Source organism: Acinetobacter sp. CWB-G5 (genome assembly GCF_019209785.1).
Classification (GTDB): Bacteria; Pseudomonadota; Gammaproteobacteria; order Pseudomonadales; family Moraxellaceae; genus Acinetobacter; species Acinetobacter johnsonii.
In genome coordinates this window covers 529,298-555,950 of the sequence record NZ_JAHUTF010000001.1, presented here as the reverse complement: position 1 = coordinate 555,950, position 26,653 = coordinate 529,298, and the positions used below count along the sequence as shown (strand labels likewise).

General features: G+C 41.5%; 23 protein-coding genes and 2 pseudogenes. 14 read left to right on the top strand and 11 right to left on the bottom strand.

The annotated features are described in order from the left end of the window. Positions 1-250 precede the first annotated feature (250 nt). Positions 251-937, top strand: a complete 687-nt coding sequence (locus KVY11_RS02700; RefSeq protein WP_218288205.1) for a methyltransferase — start codon at positions 251-253, stop codon at positions 935-937. 27 nt (positions 938-964) lie between these two features. Here KVY11_RS02700 and KVY11_RS02695 read toward each other — a convergent pair whose 3' ends face one another. Then, positions 965-1,393: a hypothetical protein gene (locus KVY11_RS02695; RefSeq protein ID WP_058869220.1), complete on the bottom strand. Its 429-nt coding sequence runs from the start codon at positions 1,391-1,393 to the stop codon at positions 965-967. A 172-nt stretch (positions 1,394-1,565) separates the two neighbouring features. Continuing rightward, complete coding sequence (locus KVY11_RS02690) at positions 1,566-2,885, bottom strand: MFS transporter (protein WP_062034098.1); 1,320 nt, start codon at positions 2,883-2,885, stop codon at positions 1,566-1,568. Between the two features lie 537 nt (positions 2,886-3,422). Here KVY11_RS02690 and glpD point away from each other — a divergent pair. Then, positions 3,423-4,940: a glycerol-3-phosphate dehydrogenase gene (gene glpD, locus KVY11_RS02685; RefSeq protein ID WP_218288019.1), complete on the top strand. Its 1,518-nt coding sequence runs from the start codon at positions 3,423-3,425 to the stop codon at positions 4,938-4,940. A 71-nt stretch (positions 4,941-5,011) separates the two neighbouring features. On the opposite strand, the pseudogene KVY11_RS16575 reads toward glpD, so the two are convergent. Both KVY11_RS16575 and KVY11_RS02680 read right to left on the bottom strand, forming a co-directional pair. After that, positions 5,012-5,223 (bottom strand): annotated as a pseudogene (locus KVY11_RS16575) (hypothetical protein); the annotation flags it as partial. A 189-nt stretch (positions 5,224-5,412) separates the two neighbouring features. Next, the gene (locus KVY11_RS02680; protein WP_218288018.1) at positions 5,413-7,245 is read right to left on the bottom strand and encodes a phosphoenolpyruvate carboxykinase (GTP); all 1,833 of its coding nucleotides are present in this window, start codon (positions 7,243-7,245) and stop codon (positions 5,413-5,415) included. Between the two features lie 415 nt (positions 7,246-7,660). Between KVY11_RS02680 and KVY11_RS02675 the strand changes: the two genes are divergently transcribed. The 7 genes and pseudogenes from KVY11_RS02675 to KVY11_RS02645 all read left to right on the top strand — a co-directional run bounded on the left by KVY11_RS02675 (position 7,661) and on the right by KVY11_RS02645 (position 16,217). Further along, positions 7,661-8,584 carry a diacylglycerol kinase family protein gene (locus KVY11_RS02675; RefSeq protein WP_159128221.1) on the top strand — a complete coding sequence of 308 codons (924 nt, stop codon included), beginning with the start codon at positions 7,661-7,663 and terminating at the stop codon, positions 8,582-8,584. Further along, complete coding sequence (locus KVY11_RS02670; RefSeq protein ID WP_218288017.1) at positions 8,581-9,339, top strand: metallophosphoesterase; 759 nt, start codon at positions 8,581-8,583, stop codon at positions 9,337-9,339. Before KVY11_RS02675 ends, KVY11_RS02670 begins: the two co-directional genes overlap by 4 nt. Before the next feature lie 212 nt (positions 9,340-9,551). Then, entirely contained in the window at positions 9,552-9,842 is a 291-nt protein-coding gene (groES, locus tag KVY11_RS02665; RefSeq protein ID WP_010326285.1) for a co-chaperone GroES, read from the top strand. A 67-nt stretch (positions 9,843-9,909) separates the two neighbouring features. Then, on the top strand, positions 9,910-11,544 hold the full coding sequence (gene groL / locus KVY11_RS02660; protein WP_218288016.1) for a chaperonin GroEL: 1,635 nt from the start codon (positions 9,910-9,912) through the stop codon (positions 11,542-11,544). A 208-nt stretch (positions 11,545-11,752) separates the two neighbouring features. Continuing rightward, a pseudogene (locus KVY11_RS02655) lies at positions 11,753-12,652 on the top strand (IS5 family transposase). Positions 12,653-13,282: 630 nt separating this feature from the next. Continuing rightward, on the top strand, positions 13,283-14,548 hold the full coding sequence (locus KVY11_RS02650) for an anaerobic sulfatase maturase (RefSeq protein WP_218288015.1): 1,266 nt from the start codon (positions 13,283-13,285) through the stop codon (positions 14,546-14,548). A 118-nt stretch (positions 14,549-14,666) separates the two neighbouring features. After that, entirely contained in the window at positions 14,667-16,217 is a 1,551-nt protein-coding gene (locus KVY11_RS02645; RefSeq protein WP_171527545.1) for an arylsulfatase, read from the top strand. Between the two features lie 111 nt (positions 16,218-16,328). On the opposite strand, the gene KVY11_RS02640 is transcribed toward KVY11_RS02645, so the two are convergent. Further along, entirely contained in the window at positions 16,329-16,805 is a 477-nt protein-coding gene (locus KVY11_RS02640; RefSeq protein WP_218288014.1) for a copper resistance protein NlpE, read from the bottom strand. 277 nt (positions 16,806-17,082) lie between these two features. Here KVY11_RS02640 and KVY11_RS02635 point away from each other — a divergent pair, with 277 nt between their 5' ends. Then, positions 17,083-17,679, top strand: a complete 597-nt coding sequence (locus KVY11_RS02635) for a 1-acyl-sn-glycerol-3-phosphate acyltransferase (protein ID WP_010326291.1) — start codon at positions 17,083-17,085, stop codon at positions 17,677-17,679. A 70-nt stretch (positions 17,680-17,749) separates the two neighbouring features. Here KVY11_RS02635 and KVY11_RS02630 read toward each other — a convergent pair whose 3' ends face one another. The 4 genes from KVY11_RS02630 to mrdA form a co-directional block, all read right to left on the bottom strand. Then, positions 17,750-18,085, bottom strand: coding sequence for a hypothetical protein (locus tag KVY11_RS02630; protein WP_218288013.1), 336 nt, complete (start codon positions 18,083-18,085; stop codon positions 17,750-17,752). Positions 18,086-18,248: 163 nt separating this feature from the next. Further along, entirely contained in the window at positions 18,249-18,983 is a 735-nt protein-coding gene (locus KVY11_RS02625) for a sulfite exporter TauE/SafE family protein (RefSeq protein WP_218288012.1), read from the bottom strand. A 207-nt stretch (positions 18,984-19,190) separates the two neighbouring features. Next, positions 19,191-19,757, bottom strand: coding sequence for a 16S rRNA (guanine(966)-N(2))-methyltransferase RsmD (gene rsmD, locus KVY11_RS02620; RefSeq protein ID WP_218288011.1), 567 nt, complete (start codon positions 19,755-19,757; stop codon positions 19,191-19,193). A gap of 2 nt (positions 19,758-19,759) precedes the next feature. After that, on the bottom strand, positions 19,760-21,805 hold the full coding sequence (gene mrdA, locus KVY11_RS02615) for a penicillin-binding protein 2 (protein ID WP_218288010.1): 2,046 nt from the start codon (positions 21,803-21,805) through the stop codon (positions 19,760-19,762). 241 nt (positions 21,806-22,046) lie between these two features. Here mrdA and KVY11_RS02610 point away from each other — a divergent pair, with 241 nt between their 5' ends. The 4 genes from KVY11_RS02610 (at position 22,047) to KVY11_RS02595 (ending at position 24,962) form a co-directional block, all read left to right on the top strand. Then, positions 22,047-22,565, top strand: a complete 519-nt coding sequence (locus tag KVY11_RS02610; protein ID WP_168159166.1) for a hypothetical protein — start codon at positions 22,047-22,049, stop codon at positions 22,563-22,565. Positions 22,566-22,628: 63 nt separating this feature from the next. Next, positions 22,629-23,945: a hypothetical protein gene (locus tag KVY11_RS02605; RefSeq protein ID WP_004694304.1), complete on the top strand. Its 1,317-nt coding sequence runs from the start codon at positions 22,629-22,631 to the stop codon at positions 23,943-23,945. A gap of 77 nt (positions 23,946-24,022) precedes the next feature. Next, the gene (adk, locus tag KVY11_RS02600) at positions 24,023-24,682 is read left to right on the top strand and encodes an adenylate kinase (RefSeq protein WP_058869236.1); all 660 of its coding nucleotides are present in this window, start codon (positions 24,023-24,025) and stop codon (positions 24,680-24,682) included. 94 nt (positions 24,683-24,776) lie between these two features. Then, a complete protein-coding gene (locus KVY11_RS02595; RefSeq protein WP_371315909.1) occupies positions 24,777-24,962 on the top strand; it encodes a hypothetical protein in 186 nt (61 codons plus the stop codon). A 12-nt stretch (positions 24,963-24,974) separates the two neighbouring features. On the opposite strand, the gene nth is transcribed toward KVY11_RS02595, so the two are convergent. Further along, positions 24,975-25,685: an endonuclease III gene (nth, locus tag KVY11_RS02590; RefSeq protein ID WP_010326297.1), complete on the bottom strand. Its 711-nt coding sequence runs from the start codon at positions 25,683-25,685 to the stop codon at positions 24,975-24,977. Positions 25,686-25,688: 3 nt separating this feature from the next. Next, entirely contained in the window at positions 25,689-26,483 is a 795-nt protein-coding gene (locus KVY11_RS02585) for an RnfABCDGE type electron transport complex subunit B (protein WP_218288008.1), read from the bottom strand. Positions 26,484-26,653: the final 170 nt, after the last annotated feature.

Genomic DNA, 26,653 nt, shown 5'->3' with positions numbered 1-26,653 from the left:
GTTTTATGATGGTTTGGGAGTCGTGACATCGTCATTTGCTGTTGTTCGAGGCCGGACTAAATTTGATAAAAATGTTTCTGCGAAGCAGTAAATAAATGATGATTTCAGTCGAGTTCAGCAAATGGCAATGGTTTTGCCTACTTTTGTCGAAACAAAAGTAGGTCGAACCGAAGGTTATGCATATCATGCGTCTTAATGTGTAAGACTCCGTTGTGCGTTTATTAAAAAATTCTACAAATATAAAATGTCCATGAGCTGTACTTTCCAATTCCCCAAAGCCCCAGATCATTTACTTCAAGCCTTGCATGAAGTGATTCCACAGTGTGAATTGCTTGCGCAACAGCTTCCTGAAACATCTATTTCGCTGTGGCTCATTCCTCCCGTATTTCCAACCGATAAACTGGATGATGAAATCATTCGTCGCATTTGGAATGAAACGCCATATTGGATCTTTTGTTGGGCTTCAGGCCTAGCCATGGCACAGTGGTTACTGGCAGAACCTCATCATGTCAGAGATAAGGTGGTATTGGATTTTGGTGCAGGTTCAGGTGTGGTGGCGATTGCAGCCAAAATGGCGGGTGCAAAACGTGTGATTTGTTGTGATATTGATGCCGTTAGTTTAGATGCTTGCCGTGCCAATGCGGAACTCAATAACGTAGAGCTAGAGTATTTGGATGACTTGTATCAATCTGAACAGGTCGATGTTCTATTGGCTGCCGATGTTTTATATGACCAATGTAATCGATTCTTTTTAGATGAATTTTTAAAGTTTGCACCTGAGGTTTGGGTGGCAGATAGTCGTGTTAAAAATTTTAGTCACCCGCAGTACATAAAGCTTGATGAGCGTAGTGCCACAACTTGGCCAGATCTAGATGAGTCACCAGAGTTTCGTAATGTGAGTTTTTATCGAACTTTAGAGACTCAAAAAGGGCACTAAGCCCTTTTTTATGTATATTAAGCGCTGTTAAGAACAAGTATAGCGTACTACATGGAGTGTGCTTGGGCGTGCTTCAAGTGACTCACGTGTTGCAAAGTTTTCACCTTGATGTAGGTCAGGTGTATTGCTTAAACCAAAAGTGGCACGAGTTTGACCAATTTGGCGTCCATATTCGGGAACATCTGCTGCAGTATTAGGAATTTCATTAATGCTTAAAATCGCCAATTTATAATTCTTTTGTGAACCTAAAACTTTTTGGCAAGCACGTTGTAATTTATTTTCATCGAGTTGCTGATTTTTACGAGCAGCAAGCGTATAAGCAAGGGTAGCACTCGACGCTGATTGATGTTCAATTTGATAGCCAACATTGCCATTGTACTGGCGAGGTGTGCTTTGACATGCAGATACTGCTAAAACGATACAGCTTAAGCCTAAAAGTTTATACGTATTTTTCATATAAAAAGTTCCTAACATTATTCTTGTTCTTAGTATGCCATACACAGGTGTAATTCACGATATTTCAATCGATCAAGTTTCGGCAAAAAAATTGATCAAACATAAAAAATGCCTTCATTCGAGAAGGCATTTTTTATGTTTAGCTTATTAACTTACACAGTCAATTTAAGCATCAATGATCGGTAATCATGCTGTGCTTTTTGGTGTCTTTCATAAAGATGTAAGTCAGTAGAGATAAGCCAATCATGAAGGTGATGTAGTAAAAGAAGTAGTTTTCATGTCCTGCATTTTTAAAGCTCAACGCCACAAGCTCTGCTGTGCCACCAAAGATGGTATTAGCAATCGCATAAGGTAGGGCAACCCCTAATGCACGAATATGCGCTGGGAAGAGCTCTGCTTTAACTACTGCATTAATCGCAGTATAACCTGTCACAATCACCATACCACTCATACATAACATAAATGCGGTTGTTGGGCTGCTGGTTGAACCTAGACCATTGAAAATTGGAATTGTGAACAGTACGCCCAATACACCAAAAGTGATCATAATTGGTTTACGACCAATTTTATCAGACAGTGCGCCCACCACAGGTTGTAATAGCATGAAGACAAAGATTGCTGCTGTGGTGATCTCTGTTGCTGTGGTTTTCTCAAAACCTGAGGTGTTAACCAAGTATTTTTGTAAATACGTGGTAAAGGTGTTGAATGCCAGTGTTCCACCCGCTGTCAGCATAATCACAGTGAATGCTTGCTTTGGATATTTGGTAAATAAAGCAAGTGCGCTAGATTTAGGGCCACCATTTTTAGCCTGTTCTTGTGCATCTTTTGAAGATTGGGTTTCAACCAAACCACGACGAATCCAGAACACCACAATGGCAAGTACAGCACCAATGAAGAAGGGAATACGCCAGCCCCATTCAGATAACTGTGCTTCGCTCATGGTGCGTTGTAAAATGATCAACACACACAGCGCCAAGAGCTGACCTGAAATGAGAGTCACATACTGAAAACTAGAGAAGAAACCACGATGGTTTTTACCAGCCATTTCCGTTAAATAGGTTGCGCTTGAACCGTACTCTCCACCAACACTTAAACCTTGTAATAAACGGGCAAAGAGTAATAAGGCAGGTGCGAGCATACCCACACTGGCATAGGTCGGTGCACAGGCAATAATCAAAGATCCCACACACATTAAAGATACAGACAGGGTAAGACCTGATTTACGTCCTTTACGATCTGCATAAATGCCCATGATCCACGCGCCAATAGGACGCATCAGGAAGCCCAGTGCAAAGACGGCAGCAGCTTGTAACAGTTTTACCGTGTCATCCCCTTCAGGGAAAAACTGTGGCGCGAAATATAAGGTAAATGCGGCATAGACATACCAGTCATACCATTCAACTAAGTTGCCAGCTGAACCACCGAGAATCGATTTTAAGCGGGTCTTTTTATCGATGCTTACTGGAGCAGCTTGGGGAGATAGATCAGTCACAAAAATTTCCCAAGGAGAAGTTCGGAAAATACATCTTTTAACTTTTTAAGTAGAAAAAGTTAAAACAATATATTTTAAGATTAAACAAAAAATTCAGTTTCGTTATACGCCCCTTATCCTTGGACTTCATTCGACTTTAGTCTAAATGTTAGTATGATTTATATGCTGTTAAGTTTTTCTAATGAATATCTTTATTTTAATGGGAAATTATCATTTTACTTATTCAAAACAAACTCTTGTGATTTTTTAATGTGTGAATAGTCAATTAAAATACAAGAGGTTATAGTGCTTTTTTATTTTATGGTGAATGTCGATTTTTAGAAAAGAAAGTGTTTTTTAGCTTGGAAATTAGTCGATTTTTCACTGAATAGTCAAAATTAAAAATTAAATTGTAAAAATAGATGCGGTTATTAATTTATTTAGAGTAACGAATTTTCTCTGATTTGACTGGCTTTGGAATATGACAAGGTTGGATTTTGATGTTAAGTTTAGCGTGAAGAACAAAAATAACACAATAACTCAACGAGAGAGGTGGATATGCAAGACACAGATGCCATTTATGATATTGCCGTTGTGGGCGCGGGCATCAATGGGGTGGGCATTGCAAATGACGCTGTAGGGCGCGGTTTAAGTGTTTTCGTCTGCGAAAAAGATGACTTAGCTAGTCATACGTCTTCAGCCAGTAGCAAGCTCATTCATGGTGGATTGCGTTATCTCGAACAGAAAGAATTTCGTTTGGTGCGTGAAGCGTTATTAGAGCGTGAAGTACTGTTAAAAAAAGCCCCACATTTGATCCATCCTATGCGTTTTATTATGCCGCATTTACCGTATTTGCGCCCTGCATGGCTGATTCGTTCAGGCTTATTTATCTATGACTATTTGGCAAAACGAGAAACATTAGAGGGCTCGGAGCTTGTTCATTTTAATGTCGACAGCCCCTTAAAAGACACCATTAAACGTGGTTTCGAATATTCAGACTGTACTGTGGATGATGCGCGTTTGGTGGTGGTTAATGCAATTCAAGCGCATGAGCTGGGAGCTCAAATTCGGACACAAACACGATGTGTTTCTGCGGTTCAGCAGGAGGGTGTGTGGTGTCTAACCTTAGAGCATCAAAAACAACATTACCAAATTAAAGCTCGAACTTTGGTTAATGCAACGGGTGCATGGGTCACAGATTTTATTCAACAGCAAATGTCCAAAACCCCAAAGGCAGGCATTCGATTGGTTCAGGGCAGTCATATTATTGTGAAGCGTTTATACCCGGAACCGCATGCGTTTATTCTACAAAATGATGATCAACGCATTGTGTTTGTAATTCCTTATTTAGATGAATACAGCCTGATTGGTACCACGGACGTAGAGTTTGAAGGTGATGCAAATTATGTCCACATTACCGAGCAGGAAACGGCTTATTTGATTGATGTGATTAATGACCATTTCAAGCTTCAATTACAGCCAGAAGATGTAATCTCAAGCTTTGCAGGCGTAAGGGCTTTGTATGATGATGCAAGTACACAAGCCTCTAAAGTGACACGTGATTATGTACTGGCGATGTCTAAACCTGTTGTGAATGAAGCACCATTGTTATCTGTTTATGGTGGAAAGTTAACGACTTATCGCAAGTTGGCGGAAGCGGCTTTGCTACAGCTGAAACGATATTTTCCACACATGAAAGCGGAATGGACGGCTGAGGCAAAACTCCCAGGTGCAGAAGGTTTTAGTTCAGTCGAGGTTTTATGTGCAGAGTTGATGCATGAAATCAAAGGGCTAGAGTCTCAAACAGCACATCGTTGGGCAAACAGTTATGGTAGTCGAGTGTGGCATATGCTTGGTGAGAACAAAGATGTACAAGCTTTAGGGCAATCTTTTGGCCATGGCTTGTATCAGCAAGAAGTGGATTATGTGGTGAAACGTGAGTGGGCCATCGGTAGTGAAGATATTTTAAAACGACGGACTAAACTGTATTTAAAATTTGATGCACTAGAAACTCAAGCTTTAGACCTCTACTTGCAGGATTTACACCTGCGTCGTATGCAGGGGGATGCTGCATAGTGTTAAGTATGTGTAATGGATACAGTTGATTTCGTTCTATTAAAAAAGCCACTATCACGACTTTTTTAGATTTAAATTTCGATACCGCCGAGCTGTTTACAGTCTACAGGTGTCTTCCATTTTACAGCCGTTCCCCAAACGACTGGACGGACAATACGCCAAAGCGTTGGTTGGCATTGTAGTCAATGACGACGTAACACCGACTTGATTGTGCACGTTCAGCAAGACGCGGATAGAGTTCAACCACACTGCCATAAGTGCCCTTGGCGACTTTGCTGAGCTTTTGATTTCAAAATTGAGTTGAATCGGAGGGGTCTTTGATCGAGTAAACATGAAGTGCTGGCTAAGTTGTTGCTACTTATTTTAGTCGCGATTGGTTGGATAAATTTTGTTGAGTTATAAAGTTTTAAAAGTATAAATAGATTAAAAAAAAGACCGCTTACGCGGTCTTTTTTTTTGCTTAATTTAAAGATTAAGCAGATTGCTTAACAGCATCTAAAAGTTCGTTTTGACGAGCTTTAAGTGCAGCTGGTAGGCGTTCACCAAGTTTGTCGAATAGTTCAGTGTGGCTTTCAAGCTCTTTGATCCATTGATCTTTGTCTTGAGAAGTCACAAGGTCAAACTGAGCTTTAGTGAAGTCAGAACCTGTCCAGTTCAACTGTTCATACGTTGGAACTAAACCAATTGGTGTTTCAACTGCATCAGCACGGCCTTCACAACGGTCAATGATCCACTCAAGAACACGCATGTTTTGACCGAAACCAGGCCATACGAAGTTGCCTTCAGCATCACGACGGAACCAGTTCACGTTGTAGATACCCGGAAGTTTGTTGCCCGCAGCTTTAGCTTTTGCTGCTACTTCTTCACCAAGCTCTAACCAGTGAGAGAAGTAATCCGCCATGTTGTAACCCGCAAATGGAAGCATTGCGAATGGGTCACGACGAACAATACCTTGTTGACCAACAGCAGCAGCAGTTGTTTCAGAGCCCATAGTTGCAGCTTTGTAAACACCATCTACCCAGTCAAATGCTTCTGAAATTAGAGGCACTGTGTCTGCACGGCGACCACCAAAGATGAATGCTGAAATTGGAACACCAGCTGGATTTTCCCAGTCAGCATCAATAGAAGGACATTGACCTGCTGAAACAGTGAAGCGCGCATTTGGATGAGCCGCTTTTTCTGCGCCAGTGTGAGGTTGACCTTTCCAGTTAGTCAGGTTGGCAGGTGCTTCTTTAGTAAGACCTTCCCACCATACTTCACCGTTATCAGTTACCGCAACATTGGTATAAATCACGTCTTTGTGAAGTGTAGCCATACAGTTCGGGTTGGTCTTGGTATTTGTACCAGGCGCTACACCGAAGAAGCCTGCTTCTGGGTTGATTGCGTATAAGCGACCGTCTTCACCTGGTTTGATCCAAGCAATATCGTCACCTACAGTTTCAATTTTCCAACCTTCGTAGCCTGCTGGTGGAATCAACATCGCGAAGTTTGTTTTACCACAAGCAGACGGGAATGCCGCTGCGATGTAGTGTTTTTCGCATTGAGGATTAGTCACACCAAGAATCAGCATGTGTTCTGCTAACCAACCTTGTTGACGACCCATAGAAGACGCAATACGTAAAGCTAAGCATTTTTTACCTAACAATGCGTTACCACCGTAACCAGAACCGTAAGACCAGATTTCACGTGTTTCTGGGTAATGCACGATGTATTTTTCAGGGTTGCAAGGCCATGCAACATCTTTTTCGCCATCAGCAAGCGGCGCACCAACAGTATGTACGCAAGGAATGAATTCACCGTCTGTACCAAGAACGTCATAAACAGCTTTACCCATGCGAGCCATTTTAGACATGCTAACTGCTACATATGGAGAGTCAGTTAATTCGATACCAATATGCGCAATATGAGAACCTAATGGGCCCATAGAGAACGGTACTACATATAAAGTACGACCTGCCATTGAACCGTCAAACAAACCATTTAGGCGAGCACGCATTTCAGCAGGCTCTTCCCAGTTGTTTGTTGCACCAGCATCTTCTTGTTTTTCAGAGCAGATGTAAGTACGACCTTCAACACGAGCAACGTCAGAAGGATCAGAATTAGCAAGATAAGAACCAGGATGCGTTTCTTGGTTAAGCGCTTGCATTGTGCCGTTAGCGATCATCAAGTTGATATAACGTTGATATTCTTCTTCGCTGCCGTCACACCATTCAATTTTCGCTGGTTTTGTTAATTTTGCAATTTCTTCCACCCACGCAATAAGCTTAGGGTGACGAACGAATTCTGGTGCGTTCACTTGGGTCATGGTGAGGCCTATCTCAAATATGTACACGTTTGTACAAAGTACAATCTCAGCAATAAAATTTACTGCAGAGATGAAAAGATGAAAAAAAAGTGGCTGTATTAAAGCATAATTTGATAAAAAAAATAAGACCAAAGGCGTATCTAAATTATGAACAGTTCGATGGGGTTGCTTTATTTTAACTATTAAAAAACAATAGTTTGGTTGGATTTTTTGCTTTTATTTTGTGTATTTATTATATTTATGAGGATTATTCATTTAAGATATTAGTATTAAAATCATATGTTTGCATTTATTTTGTGATTGAGATTTATTATTGATTAAATAAATGGTAGTCATTTGAATTTTACATAACAAAACTGTTAAGTGTTGAATATTTGGACAAAAATAGAGCAATTACTTCAAGTTTAGGTGCAAAATGTCAGAGCAACTCAAACCTTTATCACTTATTTATAATAAAAAATCAGGTTTTCATGCCGCAAATAAAGATGAAGTGTATGAACAGTTGGTAGCAGATCTGAGTACCGCGGGTTTTGAAATACAGTCATTTGAGTTAAGTGAGTGCATGAACTTTGATCAGATGATGCAAGAGATTTTACTACGCCATCGTCAAGCAGAAAATGTAGGGGTCATCGTTGCTGCAGGTGGGGATGGTACTTTAAATGCTGTTGCGTCTAAATTGATGGGAACGGATATTCCCATGGGGATCTTGCCTCTAGGTACCTTTAACTATGTTGCGCGAGTGCTGAATATACCGCTGGACCTATTAGACGCAGCCAAAGCCATTAGTGAAGGTCAGCCACGTTCTGTACATGTGGCACAGCTCAATCAACATATCTATTTGAACAATGCCAGTTTAGGGCTTTATCCTTTATTTATTCAAAAAAGAGAACAGTTTAATAAGCATTTTGGACGTTTTCCATTGCATGCGTATACCTCGGCATTGGATGTTCTCATCCGCGACCGTAAAGAGTTAAAACTTGAAGTGGAAGTCGATGGACAGCGCTATCCAGTGAAAACGCCATTGATTTTCTTTGGCAATAACCAACTTCAACTGGCTGAAATGAAACTACGTATTGCCGAGGCGGCGGAAGCAGGCAAAGTGGCGGGCGTGGTAGTAGCAAAAAGTGATAAGCGGACTTTGTTCAAGACCTTATGGCAGCTGATTAAAGGCAATTTGGATCAGGCTTCCGATGTCTATAGCTTTGCAGCAGATGAAGTGATTGTTCATTCAAAGCGTAATAAGCTCACGGTTGCGGTAGATGGAGAAATTGTCACGATGACACCACCGCTGAAAATTACAGTACGTAAGCATGCGCTGAATATCATGGTTCCCGCATGATTTTACATTTGTCAGATTTACATTTTGGAACCGAACGCGAAGTCTGTTTGCAGGCCATTCGTCAGTTATGTGAGGAACATCCTTTTGAAGCCGTAGTGGTCAGTGGGGACTTGACCCAACGTGCGCGGTTTATTCAGTTTTATGCTTGTCGGCAGTTTTTAGACAGTTTGAAGCTGCCGTATTTGGTGGTGCCAGGGAATCATGATATTCCGCTGTACCATGTGTGGAATCGTTTTTTTAGCCCCTTTGCACGTTATCAACTGTTTTTTGGGGGGATGGAAAACACGTTGGAAACTGAACACTTTTATGTCATTGGGGTGAATAGTATTCGTCGGCGCTACCATACACGAGGGCATATTTCACTGAGCCAAATTCAAGAGATTGACCTGAAATTACAGCAAGCACCAGCGCACAAAATTAAACTGATCGCCGCGCATCAGCCTTTTTATACTCCGCCAGACCATAGTCATGGTGTGAAAGACTGCCCAATGCTTGGTCGTATTGCGTTGGAGCAATGGAGCCAACATGGTTTAAATGGACTGTTACATGGGCATTTACACCACGCTGCCGTTTATGATTTGAACCAGATTTATCAACTTGGGGTATCTCATCCTGTGCTGGATATTCATGCGGGAACGGCGACATCTTATCGTTTACATGCGGGCTTGCCCAATAGCTTGAATATTATTTTGCCGAATGCTGATGTACAACATTTGAGCTTTAACGCTGCAACCAATCGCTTCGAGTTGATGTAGCGAAATACGTCAGATTGAATTGAGTGTCTAAACTTTGATGAGGTTTGCTTAAAAAGAGCGCAAAAATATAAAAATATTTTGTGTTTGCCCTTGAAGCGTTTTATTCCATCCCCACAAAAGTGTCATATCAAAATTTTGTTGATGACCTAGGAATAAGAAGTCATCTTCACATCGTAAACAATGGCATTTTGAAAATGTCTATGGAGCAAGAAATGAGCAAAATTCGTCCTTTACATGACAACGTTGTGATTCGCCGCGTAGAAAAGGAAACTAAAACTGCAGGTGGTTTAATTTTGAGTACTTCTGCTGCTGAACAGCCAGCTCAAGGTGAAATCATTGCAGTAGGTAATGGCAAAATTACAGACAATGGCGTTCGTGCTTTAGACGTAAAAGTGGGCGACAATGTACTGTTTGGTGCATATGCAGGCACTAAAGTTAAAGTTGAAGGCGAAGAACTTCTTGTGATGAAAGAGTCTGATATTTTAGCGGTTCTTGAAGGTTAATTCAGAACGTTCATTTGCTGTTTAAGCAATACAATTGATTAAAATTTAAGAATATTTGGAGTTTAGTATGTCAGCTAAAGACGTAAAATTTGGTGATTCAGCTCGTTCTAAAATGATTGCAGGCGTAAACGTGCTTGCAGATGCTGTAAAAGTAACTTTGGGTCCTAAAGGCCGTAACGTTGTGATCGACCGTTCTTTTGGTGCACCGCACATTACTAAAGATGGTGTAACTGTTGCGAAAGAAATTTCTCTAAAAGACAAATTTGAGAACATGGGTGCTCAATTGGTTCGTGAAGTATCTTCTAAAACCAATGACATCGCTGGTGACGGTACAACAACAGCGACTGTACTTGCTCAAGCAATTCTAAACGAAGGCATCAAGTCAGTGACTGCGGGCATGAACCCAATGGACTTGAAACGTGGTATTGATCTTGCTGTTAAAGCATTGGTTGCTGAAATTAAAGCAACAGCAAAACCTGCTTCTGATACCAAAGCGATTGAACAAGTGGGTTCAATCTCTGCAAACTCTGACGAAACTGTAGGTAAACTCATTGCACAAGCAATGGAACGCGTTGGTAAAGAAGGCGTGATTACTGTTGAAGAAGGTTCAGGCTTTGAAGATGCGCTTGACGTTGTTGAAGGTATGCAGTTTGACCGTGGTTATATCAGCCCATACTTTGCAAACAAACAAGATACATTAACGGCTGAACTTGAAAATCCGTTTATCTTGCTTGTTGACAAAAAAATCAGCAACATCCGTGAATTGATTACTGTACTTGAAGCTGTTGCTAAAACAGGCAAGCCACTTTTAATCATCGCTGAAGATGTTGAAGGTGAAGCGTTAGCGACACTTGTTGTGAACAACATGCGCGGAATTATCAAAGTATGTGCGGTTAAAGCACCAGGTTTTGGTGACCGTCGTAAAGCAATGCTTCAAGATATCGCAATCTTGACGGGCGCGACTGTGATTTCTGAAGAAGTCGGCATGACTTTAGAGCAAGCTTCTCTTCAAGACTTAGGTACTGCGCACAAAATTACTGTATCTAAAGAAAACACTGTGATTGTTGACGGTGCTGGTGATGCTGCTCAAATCGCTGAGCGCGTTCAACAAATCCGTGCACAAATTGAAGAATCTACGTCTGAATATGACAAAGAAAAACTTCAAGAACGCGTTGCTAAATTAGCAGGCGGTGTTGCAGTCATTAAAATTGGCGCTGCAACTGAAGTTGAAATGAAAGAGAAGAAAGACCGTGTTGACGATGCACTTCATGCAACGCGTGCTGCGGTTGAAGAAGGTGTTGTTGCGGGTGGTGGTGTTGCGCTTGTACGTGCAGCAGCAGCGCTTGACGGCGTAACAGGTACAAATGATGACCAAAACGTAGGTATTAACATTTTACGTCGTGCGATTGAAGCGCCACTTCGTCAAATCGTTGCTAATGCGGGTGATGAGCCTTCAGTTGTGATCAACGCTGTGAAAAACGGCGAAGGTAACTTTGGTTATAACGCTGCAACTTCTGAGTATGGCGACATGCTAGAAATGGGTATTCTTGACCCTGCGAAAGTAACACGTTCTGCACTTGAGCATGCTGCATCTGTAGCAGGTTTAATGTTGACAACTGAATGTATGATTACTGATGTTCCAGAAGACAAGCCTGCAATGCCTGATATGGGCGGCATGGGTGGTATGGGCGGAATGATGTAATCTGCACCATATTATTTTAGATGTAAAAAGGCCGCTTAAATGCGGCCTTTTTATTATTTGTAAATGTTGGATTGGTTTGATGCATAATGCTTAAAGTGGTTTAGTTAGGCTGTTTAATTAAAATAATTGATTTTTTTCTATTTTAGTCTGAATAGACTTTGTTGCACAAACCTATTCTTAAGGGCTTCTTCATCAATATAATTTCTAAATGAAGAAGGCTGCACCTAAAATTTATCGCACAACTAATTGGCCCTTGTATAACCGAGCACTAATAAATAGAGGAAACATCTTCATTTGGTTTGGCCCAACGACTCAATGGTATGCTCAACCACAAGGCAAGCAGGGTCGAAATCAAACTTATGCCGATACCGAGATTCAGTGCTGTTTAATAATCAAATCGCTATTTCTACTCTCTTTACGCATAGTCACAGGATTTGTTCAGAGCCTCATTAAACTTAGTGGATTAGATTGGACAGCACCAGATTATTCCACGCTGTGTAGAAGACAGAAGCATATTGATATTGCAATTCGCTATCAAAAAAGTAGTAATGGACTTCACTTGCCCGTGGACTCTACTGGCTTAAAGTTTTTAGGTGAAGGTGAATAGAAAAGGAAGAAACATCAGCCTGAATATCGTCGCCAATGGCGTAAGCTTCACATTGTTATAGATGCTGGAACGCTACAAATACGTGCAGTTCAGCTCACAACGAACAATATCAGTGATTCACAGGTACTCGGTGATTTACTTGGTCAAATACCACTTGATGAGCGAATAGATTCTGTCTATACCGATGGAGCCTATGACACTAAATGCTGCAGACGAGTGATCTCAGATCGTCAAGCACATGCAGTGATTCTGCCAAGAAAAAATGCAAAACCATGGAAAGACAAAAAAGTAGAATCTTTAGAAAGAAATGAATTATTGAAAATAGTTAAACGCCTAGGAAAAATGGTCAGGCTATCATCGTCGTAGTTTGGTCGAAACTAAGATGCATTGCATCAAATTACTAGGCGATAAACTCAGTGCTAAACCTTAAAAGCTAGGTCAACGAGGTACATGCCCGTATAGCCATTTTAAGACCGATCTCATACCCAAGTTGTCACTTAAATTTGAGTTGCTTAGGGGTGTTTTTTTAAATATTTGTGCAACAAAATCCTTTTTCAGCAAAAATTCCAGACGACGATAGGTCTGTATTCGCTGTATAGGAAAAGGCATTTTTTCAAATACACACTAAAGAATAATAAGTTTTAGAACATGGTCTGAATCCGAAGAAAGCTTTAATAAAAAGAGAGCATAAAAAATGCAATTACCATTCTTTTGAGTGGTTTTTCTATTTTCAAAGTTTGATAACGTGCTCTACCAAGCGATGCAACTATGTGAGATGGGTCAGTATTTTTCAGTATGCCAAAATTGGAATTGGCTGTTGATTTTTACTCTTACACAGTAGCTTTGCTGATGAAAATTAAGCTTAGGGACAAGAAGAGAATGAATTATAAAACATTGGAATTATCAAAATATCCGCAAGGTCATTTTATAGCACCTTTCCTGTTGCATGTGTAGCGGCAACAGTCACTTGGGTTAATCCATTCAAAATACCAAAGGCTTGGGTCTTTAGCAGACTACATGCAGTGAATGGAATGAAACTCGCTAATATCTTTTCACAGAATGACTTGTGCACATGGTTTTGTACAGTTGCGAATTAGTGCCTGAACGCTGAAAAAATGAGGACTCTAAAAAATGCGAATGATACCTATACAAGCTGAATCGCCGCCTTTAAAAAGCCTGCAAGTGCAGGGACAAACATATCGCTATCACGTGATGGTCAAGCCCTCTGGCGCACAGTGTAACTTGGACTGTAGTTATTGCTTCTATTTGCATAAGCAAGATATGTTGCATCAACCGAAAACTCCGCGCATGACGGAGTCAATGCTAGAGCTTCATATTAAGCAATATATTGAAGCACAAACTGGGGATGAAATTGTCTTTAGTTGGCAGGGCGGTGAGCCGACCTTGATGGGGTTGGATTTTTTCAAACGCGTGACGGCACTACAACATAAATATAAGAAACCCAATCAACGTATAGAAAATGACTTACAAACCAACGGCATTTTACTTGATGAACACTGGTGTGCCTTTCTAAAAAAACATGATTACCTAGTTGGCTTATCCATTGATGGTCCAGCCGATTTGCACGACATCCACCGTTATAACAAAGGTGGTAAACCTACCCATGCCAAAGTGATGCATGCTGCGCAATTACTGCATCAATACCAAATACGCTTTAACGCATTATGTGTGGTCAATCGCGATAACAGCAAACGACCGCTCGATGTGTACCGTTTCCTGCGTGATCAGGTTAAACCTTACATGATTCAGTTTATTCCAGGCATGGAAAGTGCGCAGTTCCAACAAACAGCGCCAGGACAGTGGAATCCAGCCGATTTACCGAAACTAGGCAGTACAGCAGCACAACCCGGAACTGCTGATTCCGTAGTAACCGACTGGTCGATTGCTGCGGATGATTGGGGGAGCTTCTTATCTGTCGTATGGAAGGAGTGGTTTGCTCAAGACTTTGGACAGGTGTTTATCGATCAATTTGAGAATGTGATTTCGATGATGTTTGGATATGGCGCACAAAAATGTGTATCTGGCCAGATTTGCGGGAAGTCACTCGCAGTGGAGCACAATGGTGATTTATTTTCCTGTGATCACTTTGTCTATCCAGAATATAAGCTCGGCAATATTCACGAGATTCATCAAGGGGATTTAGTTTTTTCAGAACGACAGAAAAAATTCGCCTACGCCAAATCCAGCACTCTCCCTGAATATTGCAAGCAATGTCCATATTTGCAACTGTGTTGGGGTGACTGTCCGAAAGACCGTTTCCTGAAAACTCCAGATGGAGAAGCAGGTTTACATTACCTATGCTCGGGCTTAAAGAAGTTTTTTTATACCGTAACTTCATCCAAGCATGAAATCGCGAGACGTTTACAACCACATTAAAAGAATTGTTGTAATGCCGGGCAGGATTGACCCGTAAATAATGAATAATCAAATAGTTGCTTAAATGTGGCTGTTTGCAGATAGGTTTTAAGTTTCAATAATCTGTTAAGGAAAACACATGCGTAAAAAAACTATTTCACGTTCTATCGCGTTGGCTGCTGGAGCGTTACTATCAACGGCTGTTATGGCAAAGCCTCCAAATATCTTGGTGATTATGTCTGATGATGTTGGGTGGGAAAACGTGAGTGCTTACAGTCATGGCACGATGGGCTATAACACCCCAAATATTGATCGAATTGCCAAAGAAGGCATTATGTTTACCGATCATTATGCACAGCCAAGTTCAACTGCAGGCCGTGCAGCCTTTATTACGGGACAATATCCAATTCGTTCAGGTCTCACCACGGTAGGGCGTCCTGGTTCACCTTTAGGTATTCAAGCTGCAACACCAACGCTTGCTGAGGTTCTTAAGCCTTTAGGTTATATGAATGGTCAGTTTGGTAAAAACCACTTGGGTGACCGTAACGAACATTTACCGACAGTGCATGGCTTTGATGAGTTCTACGGTAATTTATATCACCTCAATACTGAAGATACTTTTGAACAAGTAGATTATCCAAAAGACCCTGAATTCCGTAAAAAATTTGGTACACGTGGTGTTCTGCATTGTTATGCAACAAGCACAGAGGATGAAACCACAGATCCACGTTTTGGGAAAATGGGTAAGCAAAAATGTGAAGATACTGGAGCACTTTCCAGTAAGCGAATGGAAACGGTGGATGATGAGTTCATCGCAGCCAGTACTGACTTTATGAAGCGCAGTAAAAATGCCGATAAACCATTTTTCGTGTGGTTAAACCCAAGCCGTATGCACATGTATACACGCTTACGAGAGTCGCATCGTTATCTAGCAGCCAAGGCAACTTCAGAAGAAGATATGTATGGTAGCGGCATGATTGAACATGACATGCAAGTAGGTAAGCTATTAGATGATATGAAAAAGATGGGTGTATTAGATAACACCATCATTATTTATACTTCTGATAATGGACCTGAGCACAGTGCCAAAAATCATGGTGGAACCACGCCGTTCCGTGGTGAGAAAATGACCACCTATGAGGGTGGTGTTCGTGTGCCAACAATGATCCGTTGGCCGGGGCATATACCTGCTGGGCAAGTGAAAACTGGTATTCAAGCCAATATGGATCTTTTCACCACTTTGGCGACCATTGCGGGTGATCCAAATGTTGTAGAGGAAATGAAAAATGACCGTAAACAATATATTGATGGGATTAATAACCTAGATTACTGGACTGGAAAATCAGCAGAAAGTAAGCGTAATAATTTCCTGTATTACCATGAGTCAACACTACGTGCCGTTCGAATGAACCAATGGAAGTTGCATTTTGAAACCAGCGAAAACTATTATGACACTTATAAAAAGTTAAAATTTCCTATCATTTTTAACCTTCGTCAAGATCCGTTTGAATCGTTTGATAGCACAACAGATCGCTCTGACATTATGCAAAAGAAACTCTGGTTGGGTGAGCCTTTAGAGGCACTACTGGCAGAACATATTAAGTCATTGATGGACTATCCACCGGTGCAAAAAGCCACAACGCTTGATTTTAGTAAATTGATTGAAAACTTACAGTCGAAAAAGCAGTAAATGGTGTTTAAAAGTAGCCGAGGAAATTCGGCTACTTTTTTGATGTTTGGGTAATTCATACACTGACACACAAATACGTAATTTAAATCATGCTTGATGTTAGGTGTACTCTCATTCTAAGAATTTGGTGAGTTTAAAGTTGAACTCGGGTTGATCCAGCACTTGACCTTTATCACCACGCATTTCAATAAATTGCGCACCAATATAATAAATACGGCTATCACCTGATGAGTCGAGCTGTATCAGTTGATCAGAGCCATTCAAAAATTGAAATGAACCTTTCACTTCATTGACATAATTATTATTCGATTTCCCTAAAAATTTTTGTTTCAGCACAAAATGATGATCTAAGGTCAGTTCAAGTTCAGTGTCGATCCCAGAACAATTGTGACAGGGCAAAACCCCTTGATATGTGCCTACCCAATCTAAGGCATTTGCTGTGTCTGGTGTATCCATCATGGTTGCGCTAGCACTGTCGTCCAGAGATGCGGTGACATTGTGATCTGGTGGAGGATTGTTTTCATTTGGCTTTGAGCATGCAGTTAACATGGTGAAAGATAGGCATAGTGCTAAAACAGTCTTTTGCATATACAGCACCCGATATTATTCAGTGTTTAGTTTTACCTTACAGGAGTGCTGGAAATGAATCTGTGAAGATCTGTGAGTGCCTCTGTATCGTCAATAAAGAATACTATTCACGTATTTTGCCTTTAATCTCAAAGACCCTGTTTTTTCTTGAAATATTTGGAATTAAATAAAATATACGTTTATAGATTAATTGTTGTTTTATTGAGCGTCTCGCCGTGTATTTGATCAGCAGCATTGCTAGAATCGGCGCGGATTTTCACTAATGTGGTATTTTTTTGTGTTCGAAAAGCTTGCAGAACAAAGTTTGGCCTTAATGGGGTGGCAGATTGATAATCATTGGGATTTGAATATCGATCAATGTGTAATGATTGCAGCGCCACATACCAGCAACTGGGATGCGTTGTACGCTCGTTTGGCATTAAAAGCCTTAGGTGTGCATGTCCGTATCACTATTAAAGACAGCTATATGAAACTACCATTTGGGCCATTTGTTCGTGCAATGGGTGGGATAGGTATTGACCGTCGTCCAAAGCATGAAGGTGAACCACGTCCAAGTATGGTGCAACTCATGAGTGATCTTTTTAAAGAGCACCCTAAGTTGGTCATGTTGGTCACTCCTGAAGGGACACGTGCCAAGCAGGAACAGTGGAAAACAGGTTTTTACCATGTTGCAGTCAGTGCTGGTGTTCCGATTGCGCTGGCCTATATGGATTATGCGAAGAAAAAAACTGGAGTGGGTAAAATTATTTATCCTACGGGTGACTATGAAAAAGATATGGCTGAAATTATGGCATTTTATGCGCAAATTTCTGCTAAATTTCCTCAAGATTTCAGTGTCGATACTCGCTATCACAACGACTCAACTGTGTCTTAACTTCAAATTTAAGTCATATGAAATTAAAAAAGACAGCTTTCGAGCTGTCTTTTTTATTGCTAATCGTATTTTAAGGGTTTTGCTGGGGATTGGGTAAAACCCCACCTAGTGACTGGCATGCGGCCATATAACTTTGTAGCTGTGTTTCAATCACTTCGGGCAGGGGCAGGTCAAAAATTTGATCGCCATGTTGATAGCTTTCTACATAGGATTGGGCTTTTTGTTTGCTGCTGGCAAGCACTTGTTCATGATAACTGGTCATGCTGCTGTGGTCTGCCTGATCGCGCTCTATATTTTGACAGTTAAAAGATTGGAGAAGTTTTTCGGCTTGTTTTATTTCTTTGGATGAGCTTATGGAGCAAGCACTGATAAAGCAAAAACTCAGTAGTGCAAGAGGCAGTTTCATATATGGTGGGCGGTGGGTTTGAAGGTGTGCCAATTGTATAAATATTTTTGGAGTTGGAGAAAGCCCAGTAGAGCTAAGTTGTTTAAAGATGAGCCTATTTTGACACAAAATACACAATTGCTGACCCAAGCCATTGCAAAGTTCAGAGTCAGGTTCTATAGCACTACAGAAAGCGGTAGCTGATACATAGAAAACAACCTGAGCTAAACAATAAACCCAGTACAGTATGTTTGAACTGCCGCTCGGAAATTTTATAAAACAACTGCGCGCCGAGCATGGCCGGTAGACTCACACTCAAAAGTAAGATGCCCATATAGGGCAAGTGTTGCAAGTTTAAATTTCCGCGGAGCAGATAGGTGAGTAGGGTGAATAGCTGAATGGCGAAATTAAAATGCCTTAAAATTGAGCGCTGTTGCTCTTTAGGAAGGTTTTTTAACATGACCCAAGCTGAAGGCAGTGAGCCACAAAAGCCTCCCAACCCGCCCAATACACCCCCAAGAAAACCAATACTACTATCGGCGTATTTTCCAGAGTTTTGAATGAAGCGAATTTGGGGGTTAAGTAGCATCAATGGACACCAAAGAATCAAAAAAATTCCTAGAACCAGTTTAAAGGTATGTGCTTCAATGATGTCTAACAGATAGGTTCCCAATGGAACGCCAATCAGACCTGCAAGGATATAAGGTGCAACGAGGCTTTTATCAAGTTGAAAGGCAGATTCTGACTTTAAAGAAATCAGGTGACTCCAGACTGAGGCGAACACCACCAAGGGCGCTGCGAGCTGAGGTGCCAAGATCCAGACCCAAAATGACATGGCGATTAAGGCAAATGCAAAGCCCGTGAGCCCCTGTATAAAACCAGCCACCATTGCACCTAAGATAAAGATCAACCAAGTCATATGCGATATATTTAAAATTTTAGCGAGTGTACGGTTTTTTGATCGGTCTACATAGTTTTTAGGCGTAAAAAATGACTAAAGCTTTAGCTTGATTTTGAATATGTATATTGATCTTCATGCATAGCGTAGCTCAGAACCACGCTAATATGTGCTAAGACCACTTTCTTTCGTGATGGCGTCAATCAAAAGGACATAAAAGTGTCTAGATTATGGGGAAACCACTATTTTCTTTTGATATAAACCTGCACGTACAGACCCAGCTTTGGTGTTCTTCATTTGAATCCACGATGCTGGAAGTTTTAACTGATTCAAATCCCGATCGGCTTCTACATAAATATAGCCATTATTTTGAATCATCGGATCCGCCAAGAGGGCCAGTTCTTCCCATAGCTCTAGGCTATACGGCGGGTCTAAAAAGACCAAATCAAACTGTTCTTTTAAAGTGGGTAATGTTTGCTGTGCAGTCGATACTTTTAACTGGGCACGAGACTTAGGTACTTTAAGGAGTTCCAAGTTTTGTGTTAAAAACTGTGCTTGACTGCGGTCAGGTTCAATCATCACTACTTTTGAGGCACCACGTGATAAGGCTTCAAATGCCAATGCACCCGAACCTGCACAAATATCCAAAACATTGGTATTTTGCACATCCCACATGAGCCAATTAAACAAAGTCTCACGTACGCGATCAGGCGTAGGGCGTAAACCTTCAATACTGGCAAAAGGCAATTGACGACGTTTCCAGTCCCCTCCAATGATGCGGAGTTGGTTTTTCATAATTAGTCTGACTCCACAGGTGCAGAAGGCGGTGTAGTTGAACGGCTTGTATTTGCCGTTGTTGAAGTGGGTGCCGTATTGGAAGTACTGGTTGGTGTAGCTGCACTTGTCCCTGTTGTGGTCGCTGGTGGAGTGCTACCACTTGGTAATTCACCCGGTTTAATCCCCGCCGTCATCAAGCCGCCACTAATTTGATGGTTTTGTGGACGAATTGGATTTTTATGACGTGTGAGCAGCCAGTAGTCTAAGATCGGACGAGCCAGCTGCGCGGCAGAACCACCATGGCGACCATTTTCCCACACTACTGCAATCGCAATTTCAGGGTTTTCCGCAGGTGCAAAGCCCACGAATAAGCCGTGGTCTAACTGACGTTCGGTCAATAGGGCTTCATTGTAGCGTTTACCTTGGGCAATACTTTTGACCTGTGCAGTACCGGTTTTACCTGCAATTTTATACATTGGCGTCCGAATGCCACGTCCAGTCCCTGTCTCAATGACATCGACCATGGCATCACGCATTTGTATCCAGTCTTGATCAGTACCATTGAACTGGATTCTGCCATCAGGTGCATTTAAATCTTTATGTGGTTTTGCACCTTTACTGGTTTGTAAAACATGCGGAATCACATGTGAACCATGGTTGGCGGTAATGGCTGTTGCCATGGCCAATTGCAGCGGTGTTGCTGTAAAAGCACCTTGTCCAATACTTACTGAAATGGTTTCCCCTTTGAGCCATTTGGCATCTCGGGTACGCATTTTCCATTCGGGGTTTGGGTAAAGGCCTGTACTTTCACTTGGTAAATCCACACCAGTTTTTTCACCAAAGCCAAACTGGCGCATCCATGTGTTCATTTTTTCAATGCCCATACGGAACGACAGAATGTAGAAGAAGGTATCACAAGAGACTACTTGTGATTTATGCAAGTTGACTACACCGTGTCCTGATTTTTTCCAGTCGCGGAATTTATGCGAATCGCCTGGAAGGGTGAAATAGCCATGATCGGAAATGGCTGTGCCCCAATCAATTAAGCCATAATGAATACCACCTAAACCAAACATCGGTTTAATGGTCGAGCCAGGTGGATAAGCGCCTTGCACAGCACGATTATATAGCGGTTGATCGAGGTTATCACGTAAACCACTATAGTCGGTATGACTAATGCCTGTGACAAACAGGTTAGGGTTAAAACTTGGACTTGAGACCAAGGCCAGGATTTCACCTGTACGTGGATCCATCGCCACGATTGCACCACGACGACCTGCAAGCTGCTCTGAGGCAACCGTCTGCAAACCATAATCGAGTGAAAGATATAAGTCATTACCACGAACGGGTTCTTTGCGGCCTAAATGGCGCAGCACGTTACCATGTGCATCGGCTTCGACAGACTCATTTCCTGGTACACCATGTAACAAATCTTCATAGGACTTTTCTACCCCAATTTTACCAATCAGGTTAGTGCCCGCATACAAATCTTTATTGATGCTTTTTAATTCTTTATCGTTAATTCGACCCACATAACCAATCACATGGGCAAACAGCTCACCATGTGGATAGTAGCGCGTCATCTGAGTTTCGATATTAACCCCAGGGAATTGATATTTAACTTCGCTAAAGCGAGCAATATCGTTTTCATTGAGATTAAGTTTAATGGAAACGCGTTCAGTTTTACGTGAGGCTTTAATACGACTGTTAAAGCGCTCAATATCATCTGGGGTGAGTTCTAAGATTGGCGTTAAACGTTCAATCGTAGCATCAATATCCGTCACATCGGCTCGACTCATCGTCGCGGTAAAGACAGGATAGTTGTCTGCCAACAGCACACCATTGCGGTCATAAATATAACCACGTGCAGGGGCTAAAGGTTGTAGACGGATACGGTTTTGATCGGATGCAGTTGAAAACTCGTCAAATTGAACCAGCTGCAAATAGGCATAGCGAGTGACTAAAATCAGCAAGAAAAAGACCACAATACCCATGGAGATAAAGGTACGATTTCGAAAAATGCGCTTTTCTTGTTGGACATTTTTTAAAGGAAAGTGCTGTTTCATACCAAATCGACTTAAACACATGGATAAAGAGGAAAATACCTGCGCGCTATTCTAACGCATGTCACACTGTTTTGATATTTGTAATCGCGGCTTCTGCTTTTCATTTTTGCCTAAATTTTGACTTTATAGACATCAAAAATATAAATTGCTGTATATAAGTGTTTTATAAATTCTGCTACAGTCAAAATCCTGTAAAAAGGGACCAATTACTAAAATAACATTACGGATAATGGTGACAATAATGACAAGAATTTATCCAGTGTTGGCACTTGTTGCCTGTGCAAACGTAGCCTACGCTCAAGATAATTCCTTTTTGCCAGATGCAAAAATTCCTGCTGGCAGTGCTCAAACGTGGAATGTAGGGGTTGGTGTAACGCAGAAATTACTGCACACCAATCTAGAATGGGTGAATCCTTATGGCATTGCATATGCAAAAGCTGGGGTATTTATCAATGATGATTACCCTGTAGGTGGTCAGCTGGGTTTTAGATTTCCAGTTCATTTTACTGGTAAAGATAAAAATGGCTATTATCTCGGTGTTTACGCAGGGCATATTGACAGCAAGAAAGTAGATGGCGAGTACGAATCTCGCCTTGGTGGTGGTGTAGATCTTGCTTATGTGTTACTGAGTCCTGAACGAATCAGCACTTTCAGTGTAGGGATTGGTGCAGGGGAAAAACTCGAAGCCAAATCGGGCTATGTGGTTGCAGAAACTGAACCGAGACTACAATTTTCCTATACTCTAAGTTTCGGTTTATAGACACAATATCTTTTTTAAAACGCTATATAATTCAGTTAATAAAATTAAATATGGAAGTTATGCATGCTTGAGTACGTCAATCAGTTGTGGCAAACCTTTTTGAATCGACCCGATTTTTGGGCTGTACTCAGCATTATTCCTGTGACTGCTTTTGTGACTTGGGCGCACGTTTGGATGGCCCTGAAAATGGTCTTTTACCCGATTACATTTTGGGGTTTTCATATTGGGCCTTTGCCTGTGGGTTGGCAGGGCATTGTGCCCAGAAAAGCGGGGCGTATTTCAGGCATCATTACGGATAACACCTTATCTAAGCTTGGTTCTTTGCGTGAATTTTTAGATGCAATGGATCCTGAGGATATGGCGCGAATCATTGGTGAGCAAGTTGGTTTTGAACTTGAGCACCTGATTGATGAAGTCATGATTGATCGCAATGCAGTACTTTGGGAAAACTTACCTTATTCAATTAAGCGTCGAATTTATGCGCAGGCACACAAACAGCTTCCGGCTGTGCTCAGAGAATTAGTGACTGAACTGACCATGAACGTCGAGTCACTTGTGGATATGCGCGATATGGTGGTCAGCCAAATGGAAGGTGACCGCAGACTAATGGTGCGTATGTTCTTGAAAGTGGGTCAGAAAGAAATCAACTTTATTTGGCATATTAGTGCACTCATCGGGATGTTCTTTGGTATCTTCCAAATGATTGTTTGGTTTGTGGTGCCATGGCATTGGACGGTCCCATTTTGGGCGGCAGTATGGGGCTTCTTAACCAACTGGATTGCGATTTGGATGGTGTTTAATCCAATTGAGCCACACTATGTTCGATACTTGCAACTGACTGAATTAACAAAAGATCGTAAGTTTCCATGGATTAAACCTGTGATTCCGCGCATTGGGACTTATAATGTACAAGGCGCTTTCATGAAGCGCCAAGAAGAAGTGTCAGATGTGTTTGCAAGTGTAGTCACAGAAGACCTGATTACGTTAAAATCTATCATGACTGAAATGATGTATGGCAATAAAAAAGACAAGACCCGTCGTATTGTCAAGCGTCATATTAATGAAATCATGGAAACACCATTGGTGAGAACATCTTTGCAGTTGTCTTTGGGGCCACGTGAATACGCAAAACTCAAGACGGACTTGATTGATCGTTCAATTGAAATTACGATGGTGCCTGTATGCGACCCAGCGTTCAATGCGAGCCGTGCACAGAAAATCTATCAAATGTTTAGAGACCGTATTCGGGAGCTAACGCCGAAAGAATTTCAAAACTTATTACGTCCTGCATTTCAGGAAGACGAATGGATTTTGATTTTATTGGGTGGGGTAACGGGCTTCATTGCGGGTACAATACATTTGTTTGTAGCTTTCTTATAATTAGATGCTAAAAATATGTCGAATTTGTCGGCATGTACAAAGTGTCAAATACATTGTTTAAATGAGGATGTTTTTTTATGCGCATTATCTTACTCGGACCACCTGGAGCAGGTAAAGGTACACAAGCTCAGTTGATCTGTAAGCGCTACAATGTCCCACAAATTTCAACCGGTGATATGCTCCGTGCTGCAATTCGTGAAGGAACTGAACTCGGTCTACAAGCTAAAAGCGTGATGGACAATGGTGGTCTTGTATCTGATGAACTGATCATTGGTTTAGTGAAAGAACGTATTGCACAACCTGACTGTGTAAATGGCTGTATCTTTGATGGTTTCCCACGTACCATTCCTCAAGCCGAAGCGCTTGAAAATGAAGGCATCAACATTGATCACGTGATTGAAATTGATGTTCCTGACGAAGAAATCGTACAACGTCTTTCTGGTCGCCGTCAGCACCCTGCATCGGGCCGTGTTTATCACATCGTTTACAACCCACCTAAAGTGGAAGGTAAGGATGACGAAACTGGTGAAGAACTGGTACAACGTCCAGATGACCAAGAAGCAACGATTCGTAAGCGTTTAGGTTCATACCACACTGAAACTGAACAGTTGGTTGGTTTCTACCAAGGTCGCGCAGCGTCTGGTGAAAATGCACCAACCTATGACAAGCTGAATGGCTTACGTCCAATTGAAGAAGTACAAGCAGATTTGTTTGCGATTCTTGATCAAGACAAATAATTGCATGTTTTAAACATGGCAATGTTTTGACATTGAAAGAGCTCTAAGTCATATTAGGGCTCTTTTTCTTGATCCTCTAAAAATGGAGTCGCGTGTGGCACAATTTGGAATCATTGTTTTAATTATTGTTGCTGCGGCGGTATTGGTGGGTTTGTTTTACATTAGCGTAAAAATGCTACGCGATGTCAGTAAACAAGAAAAAATGTCGAAGAAGCAGCCAGAACGTCAGTTACATCCGAAGTTGCAGCAGGATTTCAAAGATAAATCAAATCAACAATAAAAAAACTGAACTTTAATGTTCTGCTTCTATCGTCGTTGTGGCAATACGTGCTGCACCAAATTCAAAACGATCTGGCCAGTTACACACATCTGAAACAATACACTCATGGCATTTCGGTTTGCGTGCGATACAGCAGTATCGACCATGTAAAATCAGCCAATGATGCGAGTCGACAATAAATTCTTTTGGTATGACTTTTACCAAACGGTGTTCGACTTCAAGCACATTTTTGCCGACCGCTAATCCCGTACGATTGCCTAAACGAAAAATATGCGTATCGACCGCCATGGTCGGTTGTCCAAAAGCAGTATTTAACACCACATTGGCTGTTTTTCTTCCTACACCGGGCAAGGCTTCTAAATCGGCACGGTTGTTTGGCACGATGCTGTTATGTTTTTCAATCAGCATCTTACAGGCTTTAATGACATTTTCGGCCTTCGCATTATATAAACCTATGGTTTTAATGTAGGTTTTTAAACCATCGACCCCTAAGGCATAAATCGTTTCAGGTGTATTGGCAACAGGAAAGAGTTTATCGGTGGCTTTGTTGACACTCACATCTGTCGCCTGAGCAGACAAGGTCACAGCCACCAACAGCTCAAAAGGACTCGAATAATTCAATTCAGTTTTGGGGTTTGGACGTTGTGCACGTAAACGTTCAAAAAAGATTTGGATTTGCTTTTTGGTCATGTTTTTTACAGGTTTTCCGCTTGTCGTTAGCATGTTTTAAACTCCCTGTAACTGATGAAGCTGTTGGGTTAAGTCATCTAACAACAGACGTTTTTTCGCATCTTCACGAACACTAAGCTGCTTTTCTAATTTTTTAATTTGTACACGTAATTTCGCCAGCTCAATGGTGGATTTTGCATCGAGCTTTGCTGCCATTTCTGGTTCTTTTTCAATGATCTGAATATCAGGTACAGCATCGTTCTGTGCTGAAAACTGGGCAAATAAAGCCGTATCAATTTCCGCGCGAACCACTGGGCCTTTACGGTGTAGGCGCTGTTTTTCTTCACGTTGAATATGTGCGTAATAGCGTTGTCTTAAATCATCTTGCTCAGCTTTGCGCAAGATTTCCGTTGGTATGCCGTCTACATCTGGAATAAGGTCAATACAGTCAACAGGACAAGGCGGGATACACAGTTCACAGCCTGTACACAGGTCAGTCAAAATACTGTGCATGAGTTTACCTGAGCCAATAATGGCATCTACAGGACAGGCACTAATACATTTGGTACAACCAATGCATTCATCTTCACGAATGATTGCTTTCATTCTCTGTGGGCGGCCATCGGCTTGAATAGGCCAAATACTTTCTTCTGCAATTAATGCTGGCCTGTTTAGCAACTGAGCCAATGCATCGGCTACAGGCTGCCCGCCGGGTACACATTTATTGGCTGCTTCACCTTCGCTGATGGCTTGGGCATAAGGCAGACATCCATCACGATGTCCGCAGAGTCCACATTGGGTTTGGGGAAGGAGGGCATCGATATTTTGGATCAGGGAAATGTGCGAATTCATGCGTAAACCAATCCTGCAACTGAATTTGCAGAGATATTAGGAGAAATGGGTAGATCACTGAATTTTACCATGTTTTTTTTGAATAATCCTGTGTTCTAAAATGGTTCATTAACTGCATCATTTTTGAGCAAAAAATGATTTTAAACCTGTGTTTTCATTGGTGTTTTTTT